Genomic DNA, 25,519 nt, shown 5'->3' with positions numbered 1-25,519 from the left:
CAATGCTTATCGGGTATGGAGGAGTTTGCGAATTGGCGTGCCAACGGACACCGGTTCACCCATAACGGGCATCAGATCTTCTGGACCGAGGGCGGCGGCGGACCCGAGGGGGTCCTGCTGTGCATTCACGGCTTCCCGACCGCATCCTGGGACTGGCATGCCGTGTGGCCCGGGCTCGGTGAGCGGTTCGCGCGGGTCCTGGCCGCCGACATGATCGGCTTCGGCTGGTCGGCCAAGCCGCGCACCTACGACTACAGCATCGCCGACCAAGCCGACCTGCACGAACAACTGCTGCGCGAACAGAGCGTGCACCGTTTCCACGTGCTGGCCCACGACTACGGCGACACCGTCGCCCAGGAACTCCTGGCCCGCGACGCCGAACGCCGCGCCATCGGCGACGACTCGCTGACCATCGAATCGGTGTGCCTGCTCAACGGGGGACTGTTCCCCGAGACCCACCGCGCCCGCTGGGTGCAGCGGCTGCTGGCCGGACCGCTGGGACCGATGGTCGGGGTTCTCGGCGGTGAGACCGCGTTCAAGCGCAGCCTGGCGGCGGTCTTCGGACCCGACACCCGCCCCAGTGCCGCCGAGCTGCACCAGTTCTGGCTGCTGTGGTCGTCCCGGCACGGTAAACGCAACGGCCACAAGATCATTCGCTACATGGCCGAGCGGCGCAAGCATCGGGAACGCTGGGTCGGCGCGCTGCAGCAAGCCGTGGTGCCGGTGCGGTTGATCGACGGGCTGCGCGACCCGGTCTCGGGTGCGCACATGGTCCAACGCTACCGCGAACTGATCGAGGACCCCGACGTGGTGGAGTTGCCCGACATCGGCCACTACCCGCAGGTCGAGGCGCCGCAACGGACCTTGGAGGCGTTCCTGGAATTCCACCGCAGCCGGGTGCGCTGACCGCCACACCTCCACTATGGGCAACCCCATAGAATGAGGGCGTGGCACGCCGATCCAGCACCGACGGTTCCCCTCGTACCCGCCTGCCCAACGCGCGACAGCGGATGATCGAGGGGGCCATCGACTCGCTGCGCGTGCACGGCGCCAGCGCCACCAGTGTGGACCGGGTGCTGGCCAGCACCGGCGCACCGCGCGGCTCGGTGTATCACCATTTCCCCGGCGGACGTACCCAGCTCGTCAACGACGCCGTCACCACCGCCGGTGAGATCATGTCCGGCTACATCGAGCGCCTCACCCGCGACAGCGACCCGGTCGACGCGCTGGAGAAATTCGCCGAGATGTGGCGCACCACGCTGCGCGAGAGCCAGTTCCGCGCGGGGTGCCCGATCTTCGCGGTCGCCGTCGAAACCAACGACGAGACACCAGAATTCGCGCGCGCCGCGGCCGCCGTCTTCGAGCGCTGGCACGCCGCGCTCACCGACGTGCTGACCCGCCACGACGTCCCCGCCGACCGGGCCCGGCGCCTGGCGGTGCTCACCGTCGCCTCCTTCGAAGGCGCCATCGCGCTGTGCCGGGTCCAGCGCAGCATCGAACCCCTCGACGACGCGGTCGGCGAGCTGCGCGCGCTCTACCCGACCTCCGCGCACTGACCCGGCGACCCCTACCACGGTCGGAGTCGGAGATCCGACCGCGCGCGGATGTGTTCGACCCGCTCGGCTCGCTACCGTGCTCCCAGAAGCGGGACAGACCCGCGTTCTCCGCACCGCGGCGACAGGGGACGGTACAGCCGATGAAGATCGCAGGTTCACGAGTTCTGATCACGGGCGCCACCGGCGGCATCGGGCACGCCATCGCCCACGCGTTCGCCGAACGCGGCGCCGAGCTGGTGCTCACCGGCCGCCGCGTCGACGTGCTGGCCCCGCTGGCCGCCCAGACCGGCGCCCGCGCCGTGCCCGCCGATCTGGCCGACCCCGACGGGGTCGCGGCGCTGCTCGCGGCGGCGGGCCCGCTCGACATCGTCATCGCGAACGCGGCCGTGCCCGCCAGCGGGCTGCTCACCGACTACTCCCTCGAGCAGATCGACCGCGCACTCGATGTGAACCTGCGCGCCCCGATCATCACCGCCCGCCTGCTGGCCGAACCCTTCGTCGCCCAGGGACGCGGGCATCTGGTGTTCATCTCCTCCATCTCGGGCAAGATCGCCTCACCCCGGGTCTCCCTCTACAACGCCACCAAATTCGGGCTGCGCGGCTTCGCCCAAGCGCTGCGCCAGGATCTGGCCCCGCACGGCGTCGGCGTCTCGACGGTGTTCCCCGGCTTCGTCCGCGACGCGGGCATGTTCGCCGACGCGGGCGTTCCCCCGGCCTTCGGCACCGGCACCTCCTCGCCCGATCAGGTGGCGGCCGCGGTGCGTCGCGCCGTGGAACGCAATGTCGGCGAGATCGACGTAGCCCCGGCCCAGGTGCGCATCGGCGCGCTGCTCGCGGGTATCGCGCCCGGCTTGTCCGCGCGGGTGCAGCGGCTCGCGGGCGCGGACAAGATCGCGGCGACATTGGCCGATGCGCAGCGCGCCAAACGGTGAGGACGCCGGAACGACACTCGAGCTGATCCCGGGCAGCACCGGTCGCTGCTACTCGACCGGTGCGCCCGGTTGCTGCTGTTCGAGGACGTCGGCGGCAGCGCTGGAGGGCGATCTGCTCGCGGTGAAACGGAGTTCCGCGCACTTCCAGCGCCGCGAGCAACCGCGGGTCCTCAGCGCAGTGGCAGCACCATGGTGATGCTGGTGGTGCCCGCCCGGTTGACGATGCGCGAGCCGTCGACATCGACGAAGCCCAAGCGCTGATACAACCGTCGCGCCGGATTCTCCTCGCGCACGCTGAGACTCATCGCCGGATAGCGTCCAGCGGCGGCGGTGACGAGCTGTTCGAGCATCGCCGTGCCGAGCCCGGTGCCGCGCGCCCGCGGTGCGACGGCGATCGCGAGTTCAGGAGTGGCGTCGTCGACGTAGCCGTATCCGGCGTCCGTGCCGGTCAGCAAGCGCAACCACGCCGCGCCGCAGGGGGATTCGGCCGGGCCGCCGATGACGCCGAGATCGCCGTCGGCGCCCCAGCCGTCGACGTAACGCGACAGCGCGGGAATGGTTTCCAGGTCGGCCACGGTCAGTCCCTGATCGGCAGCATGCGATGCCTCGTAGAGCATTTCCCAGAGGAAGGGTTCGTCGGCGGTCATGGCTGGGCGTAGCGAAGCGGAGATCACGAATCCGAACATAGGAGAACCGTGCGCGCACGGCCACGCCATTTCCGGAGGCACACCGCACCCTGACGGCCGACACCACCTCCCGCACCGACTTCCGTCGCGCGGGTTCAGCGGCCGCGGACATGCCGCGCGGCCGACGCAGGCCGCAGCGTGCTCTCGCTGTTCGACGTGGTGTTACCGGCTGGCGGACGCGGCGTTGCGGGCGTGCTCCGCGACCCAGACACCGACCCCGATCGCCGTGGCCACCGGCCACGACACCAGTCCGGTGGCGGCCGCCGCACCGAGCCCGCCGTAGTAGAGCATCGACTCCCGATCCGGCACTCGATGCAGCACCGCCGTGGTCACCGACGAGACACCGTTGGCCGCCGTGCGCGATCCGGGCGGAAGCGGGACTCGCGCCATCCGCACTCCGACCGTCGGAATCGGGACACGCACTCCTCCGTTCGCGGCAGGTCCGATATTCGATTCGGTTGCCGAGGGTTCTCCCGCCGATCCAGCCACCGAAGGTGCGGTCTCGGTTGGCTCGGTACCCGATTTGCGGGCCTGTTTGGTCTTGCCGGACATGACTGTTCCTTTCTCGACCTTGGACCTCCGCGCTGAGTATGCGAACAAGTCAACCCCTGCCAGGCCCACGCCGCTATACCCCTAGAGGTTGGATTTCGGTCAACGACGGCTCTCACCTCCGGTCCCGCTGATCACGCAGGCAACGCAGACACATGGCGGCGACATTGGAGGCTTGACACACCCATTATGGTGTACTCCATAGTCGGGTATCGGGACGACGCGACCCCGAAACGTGTTCACTGACGCTTTCTCTCGCGTTCCGACCGCAGCCACGCACCGAAGGAGCCGCCGATGTCCGCCGACGACCTGCAGCTGGACACCATCGAACTAGAGCGAGAAGAGCGGGTCCTCACCGCGCGAATCGTCGCCCCGCCGTGGAACTTCGTGACCCCGGCGGTGGTGCGCGATCTGGACACCTTCACCGCCGCCGTCGATGCCGACGACACCGTCGGTGCGGTCGTACTCACCGGCGGTCTGCCCGGCCGTTTCCTCACCCACGCCGACCCCGCCGCGCTGGCCGGCATGATCGACATGCCGCACCCGTTCGTTCCTGCCCGCGTCGCGGCGCCGTTCCTGCGCGCCAGCGCGGCCGCGCTGCGCCTTCCCGGTGTCGCGGAACTCGTCGAACGCCGCGGCGGGGGGCTCGGCGCGGGGCTGGTTTGGGGTTATCGATGGAAACGCACCACCCTGCGGATGAACCGCTCCGGCGTCGCCTACCTCGCCGCTGTCAACGGCCCCGCGCTCGGCGGCGGCCACGAGATCGCGCTGGCCTGCGACCTTCGCTACGCCGCCGATGCCGACCACGTGCGCCTCGGACAGATCGAAACACTGGCCAACCTCATCCCCGGCGGCGGTGCGACCCAACGCCTGACGCGTCTGCTCGGCGCCGCCAAAGCCATCGAGATCATCCTCGAAGGCACACCGTTCACCGCCGAGGAAGCCCTGCGCCTCGGTGTGGTGCACCGGGTGGTGGCCGCCGACGAACTCCTCGCCGCCACGCAGGCGACCGCGGCCCGGCTAGCCGCCCGCAATCCCGTCGTCGTCGCCGAGCTCAAGCGTGCCGTCTACTTCGGCACCGACAGATCTCTGTCCCGCGGTCTCGACGCCGAACAGGCAGGCTTCGTCTCCGTCGGCACCACCGCCGCGGCCGCCCGCACCACCGAAGCCTTCTTCGAGGACCTCGACCGCCTCGCCGACACACCCTTCCTCGCCGACCCCGGACCATGGGTCGACGGCACCCGCGTAGACCAGGTGAGCAAATGACGAAACCCACCCCTTCGGCCACCGAAGCGTGGCACAAGACCGCCTGCATTCTGTGCGAGAACAACTGCGGTCTGCTCATCCAGCTCGACGGTCGCCGTTTCGCCAAGATCCGCGGCGACAAAGACCACGTCGCCTCCGCCGGCTACACCTGCAACAAGGCGCTGCGCCTGGACCACTATCAGAACGGCGGCGCCCGCCTGACCAGCCCGCTGCGCCGCGAACCCGACGGCACCTTCACCGAAATCGACTGGGACACCGCGATTTCCGAGGTCGCTTCCCGGCTCGAAGAGGTACGTGCCCGGCACGGCGGCGACAAAATCTTCTATTACGGCGGCGGCGGCCAAGGCAACCACCTCGGCGGCGCCTACAGCGGAGCCCTGCGCCGCGCCCTGGGCAGCCGCTACCGCTCCACCGCGCTCGCCCAGGAGAAGACCGGCGAGGGCTGGGTCGACGCCCACCTGACCGGCGGCCACACCACCGGCGACTTCGAACACGCCGAAGTGTCGGTGTTCCTCGGCAAGAACCCCTGGCAATCCCACGGCGTGCCGCGCGCCCGCACCATCCTGCAGCAGATCGCCAAGGATCCCGCGCGCAGCATGATCGTCATCGACCCGGTGCGCACCGAAACCGCCGACCTCGCCGACATCCACCTCCAGGTCCGCCCCGGAACCGACGCGTGGTGTCTGGCGGCGCTGCTGGCCATCCTGGTCCGCGACGATCTGCTCGATCACGGCTTCCTCTCCGCGCACACCAGCCAGGCCGAGGATGTCGTGGCCGCGCTGCGCGATGTCGACATCGCCGACTACGCCGACCGCTGCGGCGTCCCGGTCGAGCTGCTGCGCACCGCAGCCCACCGCATCGGCACCGCCGCCAGCGTCGCCACCTACGAAGACCTCGGCGTGCAGCAAAGCCCCAACAGCACCCTCATCTCGTATCTGAACAAACTGCTGTGGCTGCTCACCGGCAATTTCGCCGCACCGGGCGCGATGCAACCGCACTCGTGGCTGGTCCCGCTGGCCGGCTACAGCCGCGACATCCGCCGCAGCCCCGTCACCGGGGCGCCCGTCCTCGGCGGCATGCTGCCGTGCAACTCCATCGCCGAGGAGATACTCACCGACCATCCCGACCGCTTCCGCGCGATGATCGTCGAGTCCGCCAATCCCGCGCATTCCCTTGCCGATTCGACCTCCTTCCGCGCCGCGCTCGACGCGCTGGATCTGGTGGTCGTCATCGATGTCGCGTTCACCGAGACCGCCCGCCACGCCGATTACGTGCTGCCCGCGGCCAGTCAGTTCGAGAAGTGGGAAGCCACCTTCTTCACTCTCGAATTCCCGCACAACACGTTCCATTTGCGCGCGCCGCTGCTCGACCCGCTACCGGGCACGCTGCCCGAACCCGAGATCTACGCGCGGCTGCTGCGCGAACTCGGCGCGGTCTCGCGCACCCGGCTCGCGCTGTTGCGCACCGCCGCCCGCCTCGGCCGGCGCCCCTACGCACTGGCCTTCGCGGCGCTGGTGGCCATCGACAAGAACACCGCGGGCTTGGCGCCGTATCTGCTCTACGAAACCCTCGGCCCCACCCTGCCCGGCGGCGCGCGCGCCGCCGCGGTGCTGTGGGCGTTGGCCCAGCGCGTCGCCCGCGTCCATCCCGCGGCCATGCGCCGCGCCGGACACCGCGACGCCGACGCCCTCTTCGACGCCATCCTCGCCGGACGCTCCGGTGTCACCTTCACCGTCGACGACTACGCCGACGCCTGGGACTACGTCCCGCACCCCGGCAAACGCATCCCCCTCGCCATCCCCGAACTGCTGCACGCCCTGCGCGCACTGGACACCACTGCCGCCACCCACACCAGCGCCGACTACCCGTTCGTGCTGGCCGCGGGGGAGCGGCGCTCCTTCACCGCCAACACCATCTTCCGCGACGACACGTGGCGTCGGCGCGATCCCGACGGCGCACTGCGGATGAACCCCGAAGACGCCACCCGCCTCGGCCTGGGCGCCAACGACCGCGCTCGCGTCACCACCCGCCGCGGCAGCGCCGTCACCACCGTCGAACTCACCGACCGCATGCAACCCGGCCACGTCTCCCTGCCCAACGGTTTCGGCCTCGACCTGCCCGACGGCACCCGCACCGGCGTCGCACTCAACGAACTCACCGACGTCACCCTGCGCGACGCCATCGCGGGCACACCCTGGCATAAACACGTCCCCGCCCGCATCGAACCAGCCTGAGGCGCACAACGTTTCACCGCACTCGCCCCGCGCGTGCGGCTGCGTCGCAGTGGCACAGGCGCTTCCTCGAAGCGAGGTCGGACCGGCGAACAGCTGACCTGGCCACTCGGGCGCGCTCGCCGGGGCCTCCGCGAAAACCTGTTGGCGGACCATGGCGACCGCTGCTACTTTCCAAAAGCCGTGAGAGACAACGAGGAGGTGGTACCCGTGAACGCAGTATCGACATGGGTGCTCCCCTCTGGGGTCACGGTCGGGCGATAGGTCGTCCGGGAGCGCCGTTCAACAGCACTCCCGAAAGGCACTACCGTGCAATTCATTTCCGAACAGCGCCTCGACGACGACAGCGTCGTGGAGCGCGCGTTCACCCTCGGCGAGATCCCCGGCATTCTGTGGACGTCCGTCTCAGCATCCGAACCGGCGCCGCTGATCCTGCTCGGCCACCCCGGCGGACTGCCCATGATGTACCCCCGGCTGGTGGCCCGCGCACGGCACGCCGCGGCGGAGGGCTTCGCCACGGCCACCATCGAGCTCCCCGGCAGCGGTGACCGGCCCCGTTCGCCCGCCGCCGAGCAGGCCCGCGCCGACCTGCGCCGGGCGGTGACTGCTGGCGAGCCGGTCGATGACGAGATCATCGACCGGCTCGTCCTCCCGCTGGTCGACAAGGCGGTCCCGGAATGGCGGGCCGCCCTGGACGCCCTTCTCGCGCTGCCCGAGATCGGTGGCCCGGTCGGGTATTCGGGAGGGGTGATCTCCATCGGCGTCCGGCTGGCGGTGGTCGAGCCGCGCATCTCGGCCGCCGTTCTGTTCGCGGGGAGTTTCGTGCCCCGCGCCATGTTCGAGGAGGCCCGGCAGGTCACCATTCCGCTGCATGTCCTGCTGCAATGGGACGACGAAGGAAACGACCGGCACATGGCGCTGGACCTGTTCGACGCCTTCGGCTCCGAAGAGAAGACGCTGCACGCCAATATGGGCGGGCATACCGGCGTCCCGCGGTTCGCCGGCGACGAGGCGAACCGGTTCTTCGCCCGGCACCTGAGGTGAGGCCGATCCGTCAGGCCCGCAGCAGACCATAGGAGCTGTCGGCCAGGATTCCGCTCATTCGACGACAGGTTCCGACCCTCCTCGATGAGCGGTGGCCAGCAGATTCACCACCGCCCCGACCCTGGTGGTACCGGCCATCGGCGGTACCACCGCGATCGGGGCGCCCGGCCACCAGCGCCCCCTCAGCTGGGAGGTTCGACGGTGAACAGGTCGGCCGGTTGGCAGCGCAGGACGTCACACAGGGCCGTGAGGGTCGAGAAACGGATCGCCCGCGCCCGTCCGTTCTCGAGTACCGACAGGTTAGCCAGGGTGATCCCGACCCGATCGGCGAGTTCGGTCAGCGTCATTTCCCGCTGTGCGAGTAGCCGGTCCAGGTGCACGGTGACTCGATGGTCCTCCTCGGGCGGCATCAGATGACCGTCGCCAAGTCGTCGCGCATCCGAGTGCCTCGTGCCAGAATCTCGGCGACCACGAAACATCCGAGCCCGGCCAGCGGCCAACCGATCGCCACCTCGAAGCCGCCGGCGGTGCGAGCCGAGTCCACGGTCCGATCGAGCACGAGTTCGGCGGCGCCCTCCAGCAGCGCGCCGATCATGCCCGCGAGCAGGACCGCACCGATGAGCCGCAGACCAGCGACGGTGCGCGGAGTGAACGGGTCGCTGCGCCGAGCCCGATACAGCACGAGGGCCAGTAGCGCGAGAGCGGCGAGCAGAACGCTCGCGGTGGGAAGCCAGGTGAATACGTGCAGGACGCGTTGCCATGCCGTCGGCGAGCCGATCTCGACCCGATCTGTCCGGTGGCGCTCGCGGTGGCGCCGGCGGGCAGCGCGGTAGCAGGATGCGCGGCCGGATCGATCGGAAGGTCCGCGGGCACGGTGGCCTGGGCGAAGTATGGCATAGCGCCTGCTGACGGGTATCCGTCGGGCTCAACTTTCGTGGTGGACGGTCACGGTGTTGTCGCACACGGATTCCGGGGCATCGGAGGGCGCGACCGGTGCGGGTTCCACGCGGACCCAGGTGTTGTTGACCGCCGACGCACCCGAGAACGGGTCGATCGACGAAGGGTCGTGCAGCAGGTTCACGTTCGCGCCGGGCAGCGACGCCGCGACCGTCCAGCCGACGCCGGGCTCGCGGTGTCCCCACCCGTGCGGGATGGCGACCGCGCCGGGCCGGATATCGTCGCTCACCTCGAGTGTGACCACGATCGAGCCCGTCGCGGAGCTCACCGTCACCGGCGCTCCGTCGCGGAGTCCGCGTTCGGCCGCGTCGTGGGGGTGCATCAGCGCCGTGCAGCGGTCCTTGCCCTTCACCATCGACGGCACGTTGTGCAGCCAGGAGTTGTTGCTGCGCAGATGCCGTCGACCGATCAGCTTCAAATCGAAACCGTCCGACGGCGCCGTCAGCGACCGGCCGCGCGCCGCGTCCTCGACCAGTTGGCGCGCGGCCGCCACGAAGTCCGGCGGCGCCAAACGCACCTTCTTGTCCCGGGTACCGATCAGTGTCCGCAGCCGCGGCCGCAGCGGACCCAGATCGATTCCGCCTGCCGCCGCCCGCACCTTCCCGACGGTCAACCCGGCCAGCCCCTGCCGCAGCACACCGTAGGGGCCCGCCGCCATCGCCGCCGACGCCAGCCGCACCGGACTGAACTGCTCGAACACCGCGTTCACCGCGCGCCCGGTCACCCCGCGCACGGGCAGCGGAAGCAACTCGGTGACCAGCCGGGCCATGATCTGCCAATCCTCCAACCCGTCGGCGGGCGGCTCGAACACCCGCGCGTCGTAGCGCACGTTGTTGCGGACGCTGAACACCGGGAACAGGATGTTGAGGTCCTCGCGCTCGAGCGGGGAGATCGGCGGCAGAATGATGTCGGCGTGGCGGGTGGTCTCGGTGTTCTAGAGACCGGTTTGCAGCGAACTCGCAGCGTTTGCGTGTTCATAGCTTTAGAGATTACCGCCATCGGCATCGAAAGCGCATCCGCGACCAGCTGGGCGCTGTGAGTGAGATTCGTTTCGTAGTCTTGCATTCCGGGCGCTTCGGTACGGAACGGTCCGGCAAATGACCGTGGACCGTCGAGTATCACTGTGGCGCAATGGATTTGCGCGTTAGGTGTTGTCTTGGCGATACCTGGGAAGCAATGGATCGTTGAGTCGAGGCCGGGACGGGTTGTCCGGCAGCACACTTGGCTGGCGGCAGGGTCGCGCGGCACCGCTAGGTATGCGCGCGGATCAACGGTAACGGTGCGCATCGCTGCGGTGTGGTTGCCGAACTCTCTGACCCATGAAGCGAATCTAAAGCGAATTCTGATTGGATGTCAACAATATTGGTGGAGCGGAATCGGTGAGTGGTCGGCCATGCGCGATGACGAGTCCGGTGGTGGCCGAATGATCGACCATCATTGCCTGCAACCTATCTGGCCGATCTGCCTCGGCTATGTGCTCACCGAACTTGTAACACCCCGCCGAGTTGGTGTGGAATCTACGGCGACGGTGTCCGGTCAAGGTTCGCCGCCCCAATCTCGTCTCAGCCGGGCTGGTTAGCGCACAGTGGTTACCCGGACCGGTCCTGCCATGGGGCAAGCGGATGGTGTGAAGTCCGTGCCAGTGGGTGTGGCTGCCCGGTCAACGTCGAAAGAGCTTCGGCCACTTAGACGATGCCCGCTTTGGTGTAAGTAGGTGTTGATCCCTGGTATCCAGCGTTGTCGGTGTGTCCGGCGTAGGCGCGTGCGATGGAGATGCCGTATTCGCGCTCGACGTAGGTGAGTGTGGTGTGGCGGATCCAGTGTGAGCTGACTTGTCGTCGTGCTGCCCACGGCAGATGCTGATGGATCCGTGCGGTCAGGTAGGTGTAGCGGCTGGGGCCGATCGGGCGCCCGCTCCGATATCGGAGTACTCGGGTTGTCGCGGATGTGCCGTGGCGTGCGGCAGCATGGGCGATGAGTTTGGTCATCAGGATGGGGGAGATCGGCCGCCAGCGCAGCGTGCCGCCTTTGTCCCGCAAGCGGATCAGGCAGTGGTCGGGCTCGAGGTCGGTCAGTTCCAGGCGTAGGACGCTTCCTTGCCGGCATGCCGCTTCGATATGGAGTCGGATGATGAGTGCGTCGAGTTCGGTGTCGTTGCCAGTGGTGGAAGCGACGTGGCCGATCGCGATGATCTGCTCGCGGGTCAGCGCGTGGCGGGGGCTGGGTAGTTGACGAGGTTTGGTGACTCGGCTGGCCGGATTGCGGGCGGGGGCGATGAGGTCGTCGAGTTCGGCATGGCGGTAGATGCAGCGGATCGCTGAGATCATGTGTGTGACTGCGCCACGGCCTTCGCGAGAGTTGGCTCGAATCTGGGCCTGGCAACGGTGCGTTTCGACCAGTGCCTCGATTTCCAGTGGCGTCGGCCCATCCAGGCACCTATTGCCCCAGGCGTTTTCGACGATGCGCCAGTAGGGATCATAGGTGTGCACGGTTGTCGCCGACACCGATGCGCGCAATGCCGCAATGTATTCGGTGAAGGTCGGCATCCCGGGGTGGCTCCCCGGGCTCCTGCGAGCGCAGGGGAATCCAGGCCTAAGTGTGAGGCGATGAGTTGCAGTGCTGCGTCGAGGTCGCTGCTCATTCGGGCTTCTGCCAGACCTCGGGTCGGTAGGCCCACAAAACGGCGGCAACGACAGCTGACGGGATGACCAGGAGTATGTCGTGTGCCGGTGCTGCCGCGATCATGACCCGATCGGCGGGGCTGATGTTGCAGGGGTGCCGGAACGCAGCGGGGATGAACAGATACCCCGTGCGTCCGATCGACCATCGTGCGTGTAGTTCGGGCTGGGCGATGATGAACTGATGGTCGCCCTGAAACGAAATCTGCTGTCCGACGAGCCAGCCCAGGTGCTTGAGTGCCGACCGATCCGAGAGCCGACCGTGATCGTCGATTGTTCCTGCTGCGCAGTGCAGTTGACCGATCGGTGTGTCGGTGACACTGCCCGGGAAAGCAAACGGAATCCCAGCAAACCGGTGTGGCCCGGTACGTCGCGGTGCTGCGGCGAACAATTCGTCGAACGCCACCGGTGCGGGATCGATCGGCTGCACGCGCGACGCGCGAGTACCCGTCGCGACCGCGGATTCGTTGAGTTGGCATCGCGCCCCTGCTCCCGCGGCGTCGGAATCACCGGGCTGCGGGCCCATCTCAGGCAGTTCGTGTTCGAACCGATGTCGTACATCTGTGCTCAGGTACCCCCATCTTCTTCCCCTCGCTGATAGTCGTTGCCGGTGTGTCGGCTGATCCTGCACGAAGGGTTCGACGATCCGGGTGACCTGTTCGATCGCGCCCTCGGATGCGCGTGTCGCAGAGACCAACCGGCGAATCGCCAGCTGTGAAGCATCCCGTTGGGTGTTCTCAGATGACTCGTTCTCGGCGTGTCCCGGCTGGCGTCAACGGCTTTCGCGCGCATGTTCGTGGACGTACAACTCATGGGGAACGTCCAGGAAGATCGACGCCGAGAACACGAACGTCGGTGACCACCGGCCAGCCGTCGTTCGTCGAGGCGGCACGGTGAACCATCAGCGAAATCCGAAAAGCGGATCGTCACAAGAAGGTCGAAGGTGGCTATCTACGGGCCGCTCCTCATCGGCCAGGGCGTCGACCCCGAGGAGGCAGAGCTTCGGCTTGTACTGGCGGGTTTCAGCCCGCCAGTCATCACAGGCCGGAGAGACCGGCGATGATCATGAAGACGCACACCGATCAGGAACGGAGTCTCGATGACCAATTCGGTATCAGTACCCGCCTGGACTGCAATCGCATTGCCACTGATCAGTGGGCTGATCGGTTTCCTGGGTAGCTACCTGTCAGCGCGATTGCTGAGGAAGACAGGCGTTGAGACGGTCGCTGCGATGAAGGAGAATGCCCAGGTCACCAGGACCGCCGCCAGCGCATCGGAGCGGTCCGCTGGCGCCGCTGAACGTGCCGCCCAGACGGCTGACAGCGCCGAACGGCAGCTCAACAAGTTCAGGCTGCACGACGACACGATGCGAAGCCTGTATTGGGCGGCCGACCACGCAATCGCCCCCGAGAGCAGCAGGGCTCTACTCGGCCTCGAAGTCCTTGGAACGCTTGCGAACCAGGCACGAGACGACACAGATCACCGTGCCCGGCGGATCGTCTCGGCCACAGACGAGGCTGTACGGAAAGTGGCAGTCCCTACCTTCCTCGCGGTTCTCACGACGGCAGCAAATGATGGCGGCTCCGGTTGCGGTCAGATCCGAGCCTCTGCTGTCGAAATCAACGCCGCTCGCCTGCTGCTGATGCACGCTCCGGATTTGAGTCCTGGCCTGCGAGCTGAGATCGAGCTCATCGCCGAGGCCGTGCCCGGGCATGCGCTTGCAGTAGTGCACCTGTACACCGGTCGACATCTCGGACAAGAGCAATCGCTCGGCCAGGAACGCGAACAAGAGCGCACGTTCGAGATGGAAGGCCCAGGCCTGAGCCCGTAGAGCTCCTCGGCTTTCTGAGGCTCAGGGCCTGACCGAGATTGAAGGCAGATCTGTTGTGCGAGTGAGTGGTTCGACTGTTGCAGCTCCATGATCCAGGAATGGTGCGGCACAACGCGTTTTCCAAGCTCTACCTCGCCACGACCTACGTGCAGTCCGACGAATCTGAGCAAGCGGTCGGCGCCCTCATGGACGCGGCCAGCCGGGCACGGCAGAACCGGTCCGTGCAACCGGCGGAGCGGATACAGACTGTCCGGGCTTCCATGACCCGGTGGTAGGGGCTACGGCGATGGTCGAGTTCGATGGTGTCTGCCCGGTCAGCCGTGGACGTGAGGGCCGGAGAGTAGCGTCCATTCGAGTTGATGTCGTCATTGGTCACGCATCCGGATCCCCTCAGCCCGACATCTCCCAGCCGTCGTTGACCTACGGCAGCAAGATTTTATCGAAAACAGTCTCGGCCGTTATATGCTTAAGGCATGGCCCGATACCACATCCAATATAAAGTGAAGACTCTCGTCGAGAATGCAGTGGGGGCTACTAGCGGAGAGCCATCTTTCACTGCCGGAAGCATCACCTTCACGCACTGGGATTTCACGAACGGCCACGGATGGAACGGAGACGCCTGGCTCGCCGAGTGCAAGGTCGAGTCCAATACTGTCGATCAAGCCCTCGCCGAGTTTGAAGAGAACTTGAGTAAGGTCGTCTCGCGTGCGTCGCTAATCGGGCAGGCGTTCATCCAGTATCGATTGCAGCCATTCTTGGTTACACGAGAAGATCGCGACGTTGCCTACTTCTCCTGTCCAGTTGACCTCGGCTCGGTTGGCCTGATGTTCCAGGAGAACGAGAAGAAGGCTCTCGACCTTCTCTTGGGTAGCAGTCGGGTGCGAGAGGAGTTCTTCTTGTATTGGAATGATGCGGTCAACGCGACGGGCTACTCGTCGAAACTGCTGCTCATGTTCGCGGCAGTGGATGCCTTGATAAAGCGTCCCGATGGCACCAGGGATACTATACTTCGGCCGACCATTCTCGGTCAGGATCTGAAAGACAAGATTTACGATCGGACTAACGGCCTTCGCAATCGACTTGTCCATGGTGAGTACTTGTCGCCGACTGATGCCGACAACTACGTCGAGTTGGTCCACAAGAAGATAATCGAGTACTTCAATAACGTGATTTTCCAGGACAAGCTCATTGAGGAAGGTGTGGTGCAACCGCAGCGGCACTTCCTCGACAACTACGGGATTGTTGGCCGCTGGATTAGGCAGAGTGATGACGCCTGGCCGCTCACGCTGAAGAAGGCGATCGAAGACTACGAGGCAGCCGAAGCCGATCATTTCCCGCAGAACTATAAGTCGGTTGATGACGCGGAAGCTCGCACAGATTTCTGATCCTATCGGTAATGCAGCGCGCCGCCCTGGCCCATAACCAGCGCACCCGAGGCGCCGTTGTTCCGGCCGGTGGCCAAGACCGGCCTGCCCGGCGAGGCAGGCCTGTCCGATCGCCAGATCGCGCGCATCATCCAGACCCGCGGCAAAGCCGCCGGATACCCCGACCTGCGCGGGCACAGCCTGCGCGCCGGCGGCGCGACCGAGGCATTCGAGCGCGGCGCCGACCTGACCGACGTCATGGCACTCGGGGGATGGAGCAACCCGGCCTCGGCTCTGCGATACGACCGTGCCCGCGAACGGCGCTCGGTCCGTGTCGATCTGGGCATTTGATGACCGGTTTGTCGCAGGGCACCCCACATCCTGAAATGCTCTCGCAGCATGTCAAACGGTAGGAGGAGCAACTAGTGGCTGTTGAATGGGGCGCGATCGGAAGTGCGAAGTTCGAGACGCTTGTCGATGCGCTGTTGGCGCGCAAGTGGCGCGGACTCGGCGACTATGTCGCACCGGATGGGCGCGGCGGAGACGGCGGGATCGACTTCGAGGTGCGCCAGGGCATCAGGCGCCGGATCTATCAACTGAAGTACTTCCCGGATGGCTTCTCCGGTGACCGGAAGTCCACGCGGCAGACCCAGATCCGGAAGTCTTTCCGGCGCGCCATCAAACTCGACCCCCCCACCGTTCGAGTGGATTCTCGTTATCCCCGCCAAGCTGACTCCGGGGGAGCGATCGTTCGTTCTCGGCTTGGGCGATGAGATCAGCGACGGGACACCGGTGCCGAAAATCGGGATCATCGACCGGGTCGATCTCGATCAGATGATCATGGACTTCCCCGATGTCTACCGCTACCTCGCTCGCGAGGAAATGCGCACCGAGGTCGAACTGTATCGACTCGAGACAGAGACCTTGATGGGTAGCACGACGACGCTCACCGACAGGATCGAAGGTCTGGGTGAGCTGGCGGACTCGACCGATCTGTACTGGGCGACCGATTTCGCTCGCGTCGGTGACGTGGTGACCCAGACGCTGCGTCCGAAGGACCCCCGTGCTCAGGAGAAGAACCCGATCCTGGTGAGTTTCGGTGGAGTGTTCGGCCCAGAACATGCCGCTCTGCGAGAGCAATTCGAGCGTTCGACACGGTTCGGGGCCTCGGGCGAAGTTGTCTTGCCAGCCGAGGTCGTCGGTACCGTGACGATCACCGGGCCGGAACTTGTGGCCGGTGTGTACACCGGGATGGAGGTACGATTCGAGGCGCTGAGCAGTTCTGCGTGTATCGGCACGGCGGCGGAACTGCGGTTCTACGATGAACACGGCACTCAGGTCATCGCGCACGAAGGGCGGATCTCGCACCTGACCAAAGGGTCGGACGGATTCGCGACGCGGATCGACTTTTTCGACCACCTCCAGATCGAGTTGCTCAGCCCGGAAGATCTCTCCCAGCCAGGCCATGCCGAGATCAAATACAACCTGCGACGTATCCGCCCCGCCGACGCACTCGGCGTCGAAGAGATCCTGACCGCAATCAATCAGACCGATCTGCTGTGCCGGGTCTTCATCGAGGACAAGCAACTCGCGTCTCTGGCATTCGCACCTGGCGCGGACAGCACCGTCGACAGGGACCTCGACGCGATGTTCCGCCTTGCCTACGATCTGAGTTGTTCAGGCACACTGTCGAACCTCTTTCAACATCCCCGAAGCGTTGACGCCGCTCGAGCGCATCAACCTACGAGTGGCCCGACTACTGCTGGACGGCTACGCTGTCGCGGCCCCGGAAGCGCCTGTTGGCACAGTTACTTTGACCGGTTCGGACAGTCCTCATCTACGTCAAATTCTTGCAGGTGAAGGCGCCTGGGCTAGCTTTACCGCAGAACGATTCACCTTCACCGTCGGTGCGAAAGAGTTCACCCTCACCGACGTGTTGGTCTTCCACCCCCGCACCAAAGCGCGGAACGCAGCAGAAGCGCTCGCCGCATTGGAGAAAGGCGAAGCGGAGGGTTTTCGGCTCGAGTTGACCCCGTGTGACGAGCCGTTCTTCTACCTGGTGCTGCGCGACCGGCTCGCCGACCCGGTGCCTCCACCCTCGGACTGGAAACTGGCGTTGTGGAGTCTGCCCGGAATCACCCAACCCGGCGTGCCCAGCTACGACACCATCACCTGAAACGGGCACCTGATGACCGCACACGAAGCATGGTTCGACGACGAGGACGACGACGATCCGGCCTTCGCAGAGCTCGAACAGGTCATAGCCCGTGTCGACGGACTCAGTCACGAATACGAGCGGGAATGGATCCAGTTCGCGGTGTGGGCGATCGCGGCCCGCCGCCCAGCCCTGCCCGCCCCGGCCAGCGTGCTGGTCGACTACCTACGCGCACACCCCGGCACGCTGGTCACCCAGCGCGGCCGCGCCACCGCGATCACCGCCGCGCCCGGCGCCGCTTCGACGACCCTGTCCCCATCACTACCGGCATCCCGGGCGCGCGCAGGCTGCCCGCTCCGGCCGAAGCCGAGGTCGTGCGCCGGCTGCTACGCCCGGACCGCGCCGACCGGCTCGCCCGCGAGCGCGCCGCGGTCGAACCTGTCATCGCCGCACTCCCGGTTGCCGGCTGGCCGGCTGCCCTGCATGGGCGCCGCGACGCGCTCGTGCTGCACCTGGCCGTGGCCGGGCTGTCCTGGGACAGGATCCACGCCTGCGCCAGCGCGACATCACCCTGTCCGAGGACCGGGTCATCATCGGTTCCCAGCCGCTAGCGGAACTGCCCGCGACCGGGTTGTCTGCCACCTGCCCAGTCGCGGTGACTCGCCGGTGGGCCACCATGCTGGCCCACGCGCCCCGGCTCACCGGCCACATCACCCTCGAACAGCTACTCACCGGCGCGCCCGAGGACGAGCCGGTCACCGGTCTGCTGTCGCAGTGGGCCGACCAGCCGCTGCTGTGTTTCTTCGACGGCCGCGGATTCGCCGAGGGCCTGGTCGACGAACTCGACCCGCTGACCCGCACCGACGTGATCGCGATCTACCTGCACCGCAAGCAGCTGGCTGTCGCCGCGCCGAGCGTCGAGCTGGCCTCGGACTGGTACGAGCGCGGCGCCGCCGCCCGCCACCGCGCGCACGCCGTAGGCGACGACCTCGACGACCTACTCGACCAGCTCGACGGGATGCTCGACGGCATCGGCGATTTCGACACCTGGACGAGCCCAGGCGAGCCTGTCTGACCGACAACGCTGGAAAAGTAGCTTGTCTCAAATTGATCCGAGATAGCTCGACCGATGCGTAGAGTGCCGTAGTCATGAGCTTGGACCAGTTCATTTGCGCCGAGCACGGGTGGCTTTCCCACGTCGCAGTTCACGAATCAGCTCACGCTGTGATCGCTCATGCGCGCGGGATCGAGTTCGTCGACATCACGATCGCGCATCCGGGCGCGCTCGCCGAATTGCTGGGCGGTGGCCCCGCAGTGGCAGGTGGCCTACGCCTGACTACCGCCGACCACAGGTCCTGGATGCCGCACCGAGCCGCCGACGCGGTCGACATGCTGATGGCTGGGCACGTTGCCGAAAGGCTGACCTACCAGCACTATCTCCCGGACGGGCCCGCCGGTGACCTGAGAATCCTGGCCGAGGGAATGGGTTGGGACCGCGACACCGAACGAGAAACCATCGCCGCCGTATTGGAGAGCTCGCGCGGGCGCCTGGAACCGGAGCTCGTCCAGCGGTACCCGGCGATCAAACGAATCGTGAACGAGATCGGACGCAGGCTCGGAGTTGACCAGTCCGGCAGCTACACCAGCTTCGACACCACCCTGCAACTCCACGCCGACGAAATCATTGCCCTGATCGAGAACCAATAGCAGCGGTTCTCGGCATGCCACCAGGCCACCTGAAACGGCACAGCCGATCAAGCCTCATCCACACCTCAATCACGTTGTCGCCGTGGACCTTCCTCTTCACAGTCTCCGGTGAGTCAGAGAATCCGCAGGAGGTTGCTCATGCGTGCGAGGCGCGCCAAGTCGGCGTCGCTGAATTTCTGGATCGCGCGGCGACGCCGATAGGCGCGTTGTCGGCAGGCGTTGCTGCAGAAGACGCGGCGGCGGCCGCGCCCATCGGTTCCCCGAGTAAGGACGGGGGCGAGCGTGCTCGCACACACGCTGCACGACGCGGCAAGACCGTCGTAGCCGTAGTACCTGGCCTCCCTGGTGATCGGCCGGGCAGGCGACTTCGTCCCTGGAGACTGCAGGGCGAATTCTTCGCGGACCGCTGTCAGGCAGCGCACGACTCAAAAACAGCTCGCGGTACTGAGCGACCCGTGGATCGGTCGCCGCTGCCCGCAGGTTCGCCAGCGCCTGGGTGCATAACAGCACGTCTGGCGTTCCACCGGCCTCACCCCGCACCACAGGACTACCTCGCCGACGCAACCGAACCCGCGCCCTGGCCACCTGCCCAACCGAGACAGAACCCCGCACCACGACCCTGGTCCGCCAGCGAACGCCCCTACTTCACACCCAGACCACGCCGACAACGAAAGTTCCGCAGCCGGTAGATGCGATTCGGACCAGGCGGTCGAATAGTCTGCGACGCAGACGAATCGATCAGATCAATCGCGCACAAGGGTATCGATCGCTCGGCTCGACGCGATGATATGCCCATGGAACTGCTCCTCGGCATATTCGGCATCGTCGGCACTCTCCTCGGAACGAGCATCGGAGCCTTTGCGACGTTGGAGGTCCAGAATCGGTCAAATCGAGCTGCCGAGCAGCGCGAAGCGCTAGCACATGCATCAGCACTGCGGGCAGAGAAGAAGACCGTGATCGAGGAGTTCTACGACATCTACCAACAGATGGAGCGGAGGGTCAGCGACAACGACCCTGCTCGACCGTCCGAACTCTCTCACCGAATGTGGTTCCTGCACAATAAGCTTGCGCTAATCTGCTCCGACCAGTTGCAGGCCCCTCTGAGTGCGATCGCCAGAGAACTGAACAAGGTCTACTGGCATGGCGTCCCAGGCGGGAAGGACGTTTGGGACTATCTGCACCCTTACTGGAGCCGGTTTCGTGAATCGGCGCGCACAGAGATCGACGCCACCAGCTAGTGGACTCGACAACCGCAGTTGCGACGGCAGCCGTGTCACGGAAATCCGAAAACTAGATCCGAACAACCCAGACTCCGTTCGACTTCATCTTCCTTTCGGTTCGCAGGTCAGAACACCTGTCGTCCGAAAGGCTCGCACGGAACGGACATTCCGCACCGGGGAACGTACCGCTCCAGGTGCGCCTCGCCATCAGGCTGGCAGTAGCTGACCAGCAGGTTCGCCATTCGGTGTCAGTAGTTTTCGCCACCAAAATGTCAGTGGCCGCCGTATGCGGATGTCAGAGCTGACCTGCGGATTCCGCTGCCTGCGCTGTCTTCACCTCGCCGTGCACTACGGCCAGGCTGACGCCGACGCTGCGGGCGATCTCGCGCAGCGATTGGCCCTCGGCATGGCGGGCCAGGATCGCGCGGCGTTTGTCGTCGTCGACCACGCGCGGGCGGCCGCCTTTGCGGCCTCGGCGCGCGGCGGCGTCGAGGCCGTCGCGGGGTTGGTCGAGCAAACCTTGTTCACCAACATCGAATGCTGGGAGCGCGATGAGGGCGGCATCTGGGAAGAGCTCAAAGGCGCCCTCGGGGACATGGCCGAGCACTGTGTGGACGCCGCGGTGGACATCATGGAGCACGGCGAGAAGGAAGACGCCTCCCTTGCCGCTCTGATCGGGGTCGTCGCCGCCCTGCTCGCGGCCCTGCTGGAGTGGTTGACCAACGACGACGACCTGGTCGGTGAGCTCAGCCTCGCGTTCAACCGCAACGCGTTGGCCGCGCTGGCCAGCCGACCCGGCCACGAGGGCTACTGGAACTTCGCCAGCAACGGCCACTACCGGCTCTACATCCGAGCCAACGACACCCCTGCGCGCCGCAAGCTGCGCTACCGCGCCCTCTCCAACGGTTCCTGGAGCCCGTAGATCGTGTTTTCCCTCCGGCAGCAGCCACACCCGTCCCGCGCTGGCCGCCTTCGACGGCAAGCTCTTTTGCATGGTGCGTGGAGAAGGCGACCCCACCTTGCGGGTCAGCACCTTCGACGGCACCACCTGGTCGTCGTTCACCGACCTGGGTTTCGGCAGCAGCCACGTCGCGCCCGCGCTGGCGGTCCTGGGAAACCGCCTGCACTGCCTACGCTATGACCCTGACTCAGGATTCAACCTCCAGCTGAAATGGAACAGCTTCGACGACAGCACATGGAGTGAGGCCCAATTCCTGCCAATCATGCCGTTCATGGCGGACGAGCCAGCGTGCCGCCTTCAACGGCACGTTGTATTGCGTGGTCCGCGGCCCGCTCGGACGTCTGTCCTGGTCGCGCCTGGACGGAGACACCTGGACCTTTTTCGCCGGTTTCCCCTCCGGCAGTACCAATGCCGCGCCTGCGCTGGCCGCCTACAACGGCAAGCTGTACTGCGTGGTCCGCGGCAGCAAAGACAATACCCACCTGTTCTGGAGCACCTTCGACGGCAGCACATGGAGTTCGTTCACCGAGTTCCCCTCGGGAACCACCCACATGGCCCCGTCGCTGACCGTGCTCAACGGCAAGCTGTACTGCGCCGTCCACGGCTCCGGCAACGAAAACCTCTACATCGCATCCTTCGACGGCACCCAGTGGAGTTCCTTCAGCCAGATCCCCTCCGCCATCAGCTGGACCGCACCTGCGATCGCCGCCTACAACGACAAGCTCTACTGCGTGCACCGCCGCTGACACCCCGACCACCCAACCCACAACAGCCCCGGACCGCACCCGCGTTCCGGGGCTGTTCCACCTCCCTCAACCGAGTGTCGATAAATCGATTTTCGACGGTTTGTCTTGGGGCGTCATTCGCTGCGGTCATGGTCGCTGTCGGTGCCGGGCGGCACAATCGCTCAAGGCGACCGAGGGGACAGCGGGGATGACGATGGCGGGCGACGATGCAGCGCAGGATCAGGAAGCCACTGGCGGTGAGGACCGGTTTGCGCGGTATCTGTGGCCGCGGCCGCAGCATCCGTTCCTGCGGAGACTGAATCCGCGCCGGACTTGGCGGCGGTGGCAGGTGCGGCGTGCGGTGCGCTATGAGCCCTACGGCCCCCCGATCACCGAGGGGGCCGCGACCGATACCCGCTCGATCACGCTCTGGTGCCGCGATCAGCAGGGGTGGCCTATCGGGAAGGTCAGCTACCTGGTCTGCCATCAGTGCCGCATCGGCTACATCGGCAACCTCGAGGTGCAGAAGAACCTGTGGGGCAACGGCATCGCCACCGGTGTACTTGCCCACCTTCGCCGCCAGCTGCCGGGCTACACATGGCAGACCAGCCGCCACTACCTCACCGCGAAATCGTTCTGGCTGCTGATTGCCGAGCGCACTCGTGAGGGCTACACCGACACTGACGCCGGGTACGTGTGCAGCCACATGGCCCGGTTCTGGTCCAGCGGACCGATCGCGAGCTTGAACGGCTGCGAGCACACGATGCCGACTTGCGTGCTTATGCGGGCAAGGCCTGGGCGATGGCGTCCGAGTACCGCGAGAGGATGAAAGCCGCCTACCGGTCGAGGGACACATGGCGCGCCACGTTCGCTGAGGTCGTTCTCCAACATGAGCCGGGCGAAGACGGCGCGTGCATCACCTGCCTCCGGCCCGCGCCGTGCGAAATCTGGACTTCCCTTGAGGACTCCAACCGAGGTGTCTTCAAGGAGATGGAGAAGCTCAGCGGGCTCGACGGGCGTGAGCTGGAGCTGGCCCTTTACCCCGAACGAGTCACCGACCGCGATTTCGACGGGCTGTAGGACATCGATGCCCTAGCGACCCGGGATGAGCCTCCGAGCGCCCCTGCCCGCTTCGTACGTTGAGCAACACCACGCCCGGCCGCGCGCGGGGCTCAACCGCCAGGGCCGCAGGCCCAGTGGTCCACTCTGCTGGCCCGCGCAGCCGACACCACCACTCTGGCCGCCGAAATCGAGGCTGCCGAACGCGCCACGCGCAGACCCGCTCCCGCCTCGAAGAACAAGCCGCCCAAGCCTCCACCCGCCTCACCTCCGCCGTCGTCGAACGCCAGCGCCGCGACGCGCTCACCCCCGAACAAGCCGCAGCCAAAGACCGCATCCGGGCCGCCCATCCAGCAGCTGTCCCTGGGCCAGGTCCGTCCGCTCAGCAGGTCACGGTCGCCCAACAAGCCGAACGCGACCACCCACGCCACCAGACCGCGACCACGGTCCCGATCTTGTGGGTCTTACCGAGAGAACCACGCATCTCTTGACGATTCTGAGTCCAGAGCGACCGAGGTACACGCTGCGGATGGCACCGCATCGGGGCCGCCACCCGACCCGAGCACCCCGGCAATTCGACGCTCTGACCGGTGACGGGCGATGCCCACTACTCGCGAAACGCCAGCTAACGGCCTGCGGTTCGGGTAGTGCAGCACTCGCGCTCGACCGCATCGATGGCTCAAGGATGGTCCTATCGGGTTGTGATCTCAAATGACCCAATCCGTTGCTACCCGTAGTCTGTTGGATTGCAGGAGGAATACCATGCCTGTCCTATCGCAGTACTGGTTCCGCCGCACTGATTTCCGCGGTGACACCGAATTTCTGAGCATCCGGCACGGTGCCGGCGTATGGGCCTGGATTAATGATGCGGGCATCACACAACGCAGCACGCTGGTGTGGGAACGCGAAGACCGCGAACTGCTCATCGACCTTCACGCGCAGGCCAACACCGCCGCGGTCACCGGCGCGATTGACCAGATGCTCGGAGGCGCGGCCAGCCGCAGGTCTGAGGTCCGAGCGGGTTGGATCCCATGGCTGCACGTGCCCTACCACGATGACGAACCGGGCCGCCATGGCGAACTGGACCTGTTGGTACGGATCGCCTTCGACTTCCACATCGGCACGCCGTGGTTCTGCACCGACGCCGATGGCGACATCAGTTACTACGTGCTGTTCTTCACCGACCGTGGTGGGCGGCTCCGCTCAGCTGTCGACGGCTGGAGCTACGACTACGACGGTGGCGGCCCGTTCTGCACTGGTGGGATCAATGACGCGCTCGACGACGCTGTCTCTGGCGGAGTGACCACTTTGCAGGGACTGCTCGACGCCGCGCTCGCCCAGTTCGCCGAGCGCCGCTTCGACCTGGTCTACCTGCTACCCGGCGCCGCCGACACCGATGGACAGGGGAGTGTGGACGTCGGTTCGCACGTGTCCCTTGCCCTGCTCCCCCGCTGACCACTCCCGAAAGACCTTCATCATGACCGAGAACAAGCACACCGTCGACTCCTTGCTCGCGCGCCTGAAGCGTGTACTGGAAGAAGAAGGCATCGAACCTGAAGTCACGCAGCGCGAAGGACAAGCCATTCTGGCCGCCCGGCCCTATGGAGAGGACTCGCCCCTGACCGTGCTGGTGCAGATTAGTACCCGCACCGATCGGCCTGGACACGCCCGCCCGGTCGAGCGTCTCATTGCCCCTGCTCGGGCCGCTGACGAAATCGCCAGCTGGCCTAGCCTGGACCGCCGTGCCAGTTCCGCCACCATCCGAACAGCGGCGGACTGAGACTGCGATCGGCGGACCGCGCAAACCTGAAGCAGAGCCCAACGTTTTGCCCACAGCACAACGGTTTCGTGACTGTACAGTGCGGCGTACAGTCGTGAGTATGTCCGACTACGAAAGCGTGCCGCTGACCGAACTGCGCGACCGACTGGGCAAGGTCGTCAAGGAGGTCTCCGACTCCGGCCGCCCGGTCGTGGTCACCCGCGAGGGCAAGGACGCCGTAGTGATGGTTCCGGCCGCAGTCCTCGAGGCCGGCGCGCTGCCCCCGGCCTACTTCGACGAAGCAGTTCGCCGCGAGACCATCGCCCGGCTGGATGCCAAGTTGGCCGACAGCTCCCCTGAGGACCGTGCGCGGGCCGAAGAGTGGTTGCGCAAGCTTAACCAGGCCGGTGGTAGCGCGGCGGGCGCGGCGTGAGCGTCGCCGATGACTCCGCACTGATCACTCTCGCCGAAACCCCGACCTACGGCTACGTGCTGCTGCGGCAGCTAGCCGTGCAGCGCCATATTTTGGTGGTCCCGTCGATGTCGCTGATGGCCGCTAGGCGGTTTGCAGTGGACGGGGACTTCTCCGAGCTGTTCGCCGCCCGCGGAGTGGTGCGCTGGGTGGAGCTCGACATCGAGACCGCGGACCGCATCGCTGCCGACGTACCGATCGGAGCAGACCCGACCGATTGGCCACTCATCGCGCCAGTCGTCTGGTCCGCTCGCCAGCTCCAACGCAGCGTGATGACGCAGCGGCCAGAACGCTATACCGGCTACGACGTGGAGATCGAGGCCTTGCCGTAAGGGGGCGCCGTAGCCGGGGGGTGTCCCTATGTTTT

The 25,519-nt window shown here is 66.2% G+C and carries 30 protein-coding genes; 23 read left to right on the top strand and 7 right to left on the bottom strand.

Annotated elements, in window-relative coordinates; translation table 11 throughout:
• Positions 1-15 precede the first annotated feature (15 nt).
• From ABZV58_RS18430 to ABZV58_RS18420, 3 genes are all read left to right on the top strand, one after another.
• Entirely contained in the window at positions 16-906 is an 891-nt protein-coding gene (locus ABZV58_RS18430) for an alpha/beta hydrolase (RefSeq protein WP_355001338.1), read from the top strand.
• Between the two features lie 41 nt (positions 907-947).
• Entirely contained in the window at positions 948-1,556 is a 609-nt protein-coding gene (locus ABZV58_RS18425) for a TetR/AcrR family transcriptional regulator (protein WP_355001337.1), read from the top strand.
• Between the two features lie 140 nt (positions 1,557-1,696).
• Positions 1,697-2,488 (top strand): SDR family NAD(P)-dependent oxidoreductase, encoded by a 792-nt coding sequence (locus ABZV58_RS18420; protein WP_355001336.1) that lies wholly within the window; start codon positions 1,697-1,699, stop codon positions 2,486-2,488.
• A gap of 170 nt (positions 2,489-2,658) precedes the next feature.
• On the opposite strand, the gene ABZV58_RS18415 is transcribed toward ABZV58_RS18420, so the two are convergent.
• Positions 2,659-3,162, bottom strand: coding sequence for a GNAT family N-acetyltransferase (locus ABZV58_RS18415; RefSeq protein WP_355001335.1), 504 nt, complete (start codon positions 3,160-3,162; stop codon positions 2,659-2,661).
• Between the two features lie 174 nt (positions 3,163-3,336).
• The gene (locus ABZV58_RS18410; RefSeq protein ID WP_355001334.1) at positions 3,337-3,564 is read right to left on the bottom strand and encodes a hypothetical protein; all 228 of its coding nucleotides are present in this window, start codon (positions 3,562-3,564) and stop codon (positions 3,337-3,339) included.
• Positions 3,565-4,017: 453 nt separating this feature from the next.
• Here ABZV58_RS18410 and ABZV58_RS18405 point away from each other — a divergent pair, with 453 nt between their 5' ends.
• From ABZV58_RS18405 to ABZV58_RS18395, 3 genes are all read left to right on the top strand, one after another.
• The gene (locus ABZV58_RS18405; RefSeq protein ID WP_355001333.1) at positions 4,018-4,989 is read left to right on the top strand and encodes an enoyl-CoA hydratase/isomerase family protein; all 972 of its coding nucleotides are present in this window, start codon (positions 4,018-4,020) and stop codon (positions 4,987-4,989) included.
• On the top strand, positions 4,986-7,223 hold the full coding sequence (locus tag ABZV58_RS18400) for a molybdopterin-dependent oxidoreductase (protein WP_355001332.1): 2,238 nt from the start codon (positions 4,986-4,988) through the stop codon (positions 7,221-7,223). The genes ABZV58_RS18405 and ABZV58_RS18400 overlap by 4 nt, the downstream gene beginning before the upstream one ends.
• Before the next feature lie 306 nt (positions 7,224-7,529).
• Positions 7,530-8,264: an alpha/beta hydrolase gene (locus ABZV58_RS18395; protein ID WP_355001331.1), complete on the top strand. Its 735-nt coding sequence runs from the start codon at positions 7,530-7,532 to the stop codon at positions 8,262-8,264.
• 182 nt (positions 8,265-8,446) lie between these two features.
• Here the strand turns inward: ABZV58_RS18395 and ABZV58_RS18390 are convergent, their stop codons facing one another.
• The 5 genes from ABZV58_RS18390 to ABZV58_RS18370 form a co-directional block, all read right to left on the bottom strand.
• A complete protein-coding gene (locus ABZV58_RS18390; protein ID WP_355001330.1) occupies positions 8,447-8,674 on the bottom strand; it encodes a helix-turn-helix transcriptional regulator in 228 nt (75 codons plus the stop codon).
• Complete coding sequence (locus ABZV58_RS18385) at positions 8,674-8,976, bottom strand: DUF2975 domain-containing protein (RefSeq protein ID WP_355001704.1); 303 nt, start codon at positions 8,974-8,976, stop codon at positions 8,674-8,676. The genes ABZV58_RS18390 and ABZV58_RS18385 overlap by 1 nt, the downstream gene beginning before the upstream one ends.
• A 213-nt stretch (positions 8,977-9,189) precedes the next feature.
• Positions 9,190-10,071, bottom strand: a complete 882-nt coding sequence (locus tag ABZV58_RS18380; RefSeq protein ID WP_355001329.1) for a molybdopterin dinucleotide binding domain-containing protein — start codon at positions 10,069-10,071, stop codon at positions 9,190-9,192.
• An 835-nt stretch (positions 10,072-10,906) separates the two neighbouring features.
• A complete protein-coding gene (locus ABZV58_RS18375; RefSeq protein ID WP_355001328.1) occupies positions 10,907-11,767 on the bottom strand; it encodes a site-specific integrase in 861 nt (286 codons plus the stop codon).
• 91 nt (positions 11,768-11,858) lie between these two features.
• Positions 11,859-12,425 (bottom strand): hypothetical protein, encoded by a 567-nt coding sequence (locus tag ABZV58_RS18370; RefSeq protein WP_355001327.1) that lies wholly within the window; start codon positions 12,423-12,425, stop codon positions 11,859-11,861.
• Between the two features lie 573 nt (positions 12,426-12,998).
• On the opposite strand from ABZV58_RS18370, the gene ABZV58_RS18365 reads away from it, so the two are divergent.
• The 17 genes from ABZV58_RS18365 to ABZV58_RS18285 all read left to right on the top strand — a co-directional run bounded on the left by ABZV58_RS18365 (position 12,999) and on the right by ABZV58_RS18285 (position 25,484).
• Positions 12,999-13,730, top strand: coding sequence for a hypothetical protein (locus ABZV58_RS18365; protein WP_355001326.1), 732 nt, complete (start codon positions 12,999-13,001; stop codon positions 13,728-13,730).
• 473 nt (positions 13,731-14,203) lie between these two features.
• Positions 14,204-15,115, top strand: a complete 912-nt coding sequence (locus ABZV58_RS18360) for a hypothetical protein (protein ID WP_355001325.1) — start codon at positions 14,204-14,206, stop codon at positions 15,113-15,115.
• A gap of 69 nt (positions 15,116-15,184) precedes the next feature.
• Positions 15,185-15,445, top strand: coding sequence for a tyrosine-type recombinase/integrase (locus ABZV58_RS18355; protein ID WP_355001324.1), 261 nt, complete (start codon positions 15,185-15,187; stop codon positions 15,443-15,445).
• Between the two features lie 74 nt (positions 15,446-15,519).
• Positions 15,520-15,867 (top strand): hypothetical protein, encoded by a 348-nt coding sequence (locus tag ABZV58_RS18350; RefSeq protein WP_355001323.1) that lies wholly within the window; start codon positions 15,520-15,522, stop codon positions 15,865-15,867.
• Positions 15,857-16,954: a hypothetical protein gene (locus ABZV58_RS18345; RefSeq protein WP_355001322.1), complete on the top strand. Its 1,098-nt coding sequence runs from the start codon at positions 15,857-15,859 to the stop codon at positions 16,952-16,954. The genes ABZV58_RS18350 and ABZV58_RS18345 overlap by 11 nt, the downstream gene beginning before the upstream one ends.
• Before the next feature lie 73 nt (positions 16,955-17,027).
• Positions 17,028-17,270, top strand: coding sequence for a hypothetical protein (locus ABZV58_RS18340; RefSeq protein WP_355001321.1), 243 nt, complete (start codon positions 17,028-17,030; stop codon positions 17,268-17,270).
• A gap of 634 nt (positions 17,271-17,904) precedes the next feature.
• Positions 17,905-18,324, top strand: a complete 420-nt coding sequence (locus ABZV58_RS18335) for a hypothetical protein (RefSeq protein WP_355001320.1) — start codon at positions 17,905-17,907, stop codon at positions 18,322-18,324.
• 149 nt (positions 18,325-18,473) lie between these two features.
• On the top strand, positions 18,474-18,956 hold the full coding sequence (locus ABZV58_RS18330) for a hypothetical protein (protein ID WP_355001319.1): 483 nt from the start codon (positions 18,474-18,476) through the stop codon (positions 18,954-18,956).
• 794 nt (positions 18,957-19,750) lie between these two features.
• On the top strand, positions 19,751-20,194 hold the full coding sequence (locus ABZV58_RS18325; RefSeq protein WP_355001318.1) for a hypothetical protein: 444 nt from the start codon (positions 19,751-19,753) through the stop codon (positions 20,192-20,194).
• Between the two features lie 274 nt (positions 20,195-20,468).
• On the top strand, positions 20,469-21,098 hold the full coding sequence (locus tag ABZV58_RS18320; RefSeq protein WP_355001317.1) for a hypothetical protein: 630 nt from the start codon (positions 20,469-20,471) through the stop codon (positions 21,096-21,098).
• Between the two features lie 356 nt (positions 21,099-21,454).
• Positions 21,455-21,883 carry a hypothetical protein gene (locus ABZV58_RS18315; RefSeq protein WP_355001316.1) on the top strand — a complete coding sequence of 143 codons (429 nt, stop codon included), beginning with the start codon at positions 21,455-21,457 and terminating at the stop codon, positions 21,881-21,883.
• A gap of 187 nt (positions 21,884-22,070) precedes the next feature.
• On the top strand, positions 22,071-22,691 hold the full coding sequence (locus ABZV58_RS18310) for a hypothetical protein (RefSeq protein ID WP_355001315.1): 621 nt from the start codon (positions 22,071-22,073) through the stop codon (positions 22,689-22,691).
• Positions 22,688-22,942, top strand: a complete 255-nt coding sequence (locus tag ABZV58_RS18305) for a hypothetical protein (RefSeq protein ID WP_355001314.1) — start codon at positions 22,688-22,690, stop codon at positions 22,940-22,942. The genes ABZV58_RS18310 and ABZV58_RS18305 overlap by 4 nt, the downstream gene beginning before the upstream one ends.
• Positions 22,943-23,632: 690 nt before the next feature.
• Positions 23,633-24,376: a hypothetical protein gene (locus ABZV58_RS18300; protein ID WP_355001313.1), complete on the top strand. Its 744-nt coding sequence runs from the start codon at positions 23,633-23,635 to the stop codon at positions 24,374-24,376.
• A 22-nt stretch (positions 24,377-24,398) separates the two neighbouring features.
• Positions 24,399-24,701, top strand: a complete 303-nt coding sequence (locus ABZV58_RS18295; RefSeq protein ID WP_355001312.1) for a hypothetical protein — start codon at positions 24,399-24,401, stop codon at positions 24,699-24,701.
• A 100-nt stretch (positions 24,702-24,801) separates the two neighbouring features.
• Positions 24,802-25,113, top strand: coding sequence for a type II toxin-antitoxin system Phd/YefM family antitoxin (locus ABZV58_RS18290; RefSeq protein WP_355001311.1), 312 nt, complete (start codon positions 24,802-24,804; stop codon positions 25,111-25,113).
• The gene (locus ABZV58_RS18285) at positions 25,110-25,484 is read left to right on the top strand and encodes a hypothetical protein (protein ID WP_355001310.1); all 375 of its coding nucleotides are present in this window, start codon (positions 25,110-25,112) and stop codon (positions 25,482-25,484) included. Before ABZV58_RS18290 ends, ABZV58_RS18285 begins: the two co-directional genes overlap by 4 nt.
• Positions 25,485-25,519: the final 35 nt, after the last annotated feature.

The organism is Nocardia sp. NPDC004654 (assembly GCF_040609595.1).
Lineage (GTDB): Bacteria > Actinomycetota > Actinomycetes > Mycobacteriales > Mycobacteriaceae > Nocardia.
This window is presented reverse-complemented; position numbering and strand designations above follow the sequence as displayed.

Excerpts from the sequence above, each read along its gene's own strand:
- ABZV58_RS18430 (WP_355001338.1), top strand. The coding sequence starts at position 16 with ATGGAGGAGTTTGCGAATTGGCGTGCCAACGGACACCGGTTCACCCAT.
- ABZV58_RS18420 (WP_355001336.1), top strand. The coding sequence starts at position 1,697 with ATGAAGATCGCAGGTTCACGAGTTCTGATCACGGGCGCCACCGGCGGC.
- ABZV58_RS18410 (WP_355001334.1), bottom strand. The coding sequence starts at position 3,564 with ATGGCGCGAGTCCCGCTTCCGCCCGGATCGCGCACGGCGGCCAACGGT.
- ABZV58_RS18405 (WP_355001333.1), top strand. The coding sequence starts at position 4,018 with ATGTCCGCCGACGACCTGCAGCTGGACACCATCGAACTAGAGCGAGAA.
- ABZV58_RS18400 (WP_355001332.1), top strand. The coding sequence starts at position 4,986 with ATGACGAAACCCACCCCTTCGGCCACCGAAGCGTGGCACAAGACCGCC.
- ABZV58_RS18390 (WP_355001330.1), bottom strand. The coding sequence starts at position 8,674 with ATGCCGCCCGAGGAGGACCATCGAGTCACCGTGCACCTGGACCGGCTA.
- ABZV58_RS18375 (WP_355001328.1), bottom strand. The coding sequence starts at position 11,767 with ATGCCGACCTTCACCGAATACATTGCGGCATTGCGCGCATCGGTGTCG.
- ABZV58_RS18370 (WP_355001327.1), bottom strand. The coding sequence starts at position 12,425 with ATGGGCCCGCAGCCCGGTGATTCCGACGCCGCGGGAGCAGGGGCGCGA.
- ABZV58_RS18365 (WP_355001326.1), top strand. The coding sequence starts at position 12,999 with ATGACCAATTCGGTATCAGTACCCGCCTGGACTGCAATCGCATTGCCA.
- ABZV58_RS18360 (WP_355001325.1), top strand. The coding sequence starts at position 14,204 with ATGGCCCGATACCACATCCAATATAAAGTGAAGACTCTCGTCGAGAAT.
- ABZV58_RS18325 (WP_355001318.1), top strand. The coding sequence starts at position 19,751 with ATGGAACTGCTCCTCGGCATATTCGGCATCGTCGGCACTCTCCTCGGA.
- ABZV58_RS18320 (WP_355001317.1), top strand. The coding sequence starts at position 20,469 with ATGTCAGAGCTGACCTGCGGATTCCGCTGCCTGCGCTGTCTTCACCTC.
- ABZV58_RS18310 (WP_355001315.1), top strand. The coding sequence starts at position 22,071 with ATGACGATGGCGGGCGACGATGCAGCGCAGGATCAGGAAGCCACTGGC.
- ABZV58_RS18305 (WP_355001314.1), top strand. The coding sequence starts at position 22,688 with ATGAAAGCCGCCTACCGGTCGAGGGACACATGGCGCGCCACGTTCGCT.
- ABZV58_RS18300 (WP_355001313.1), top strand. The coding sequence starts at position 23,633 with ATGACCCAATCCGTTGCTACCCGTAGTCTGTTGGATTGCAGGAGGAAT.
- ABZV58_RS18295 (WP_355001312.1), top strand. The coding sequence starts at position 24,399 with ATGACCGAGAACAAGCACACCGTCGACTCCTTGCTCGCGCGCCTGAAG.
- ABZV58_RS18290 (WP_355001311.1), top strand. The coding sequence starts at position 24,802 with ATGTCCGACTACGAAAGCGTGCCGCTGACCGAACTGCGCGACCGACTG.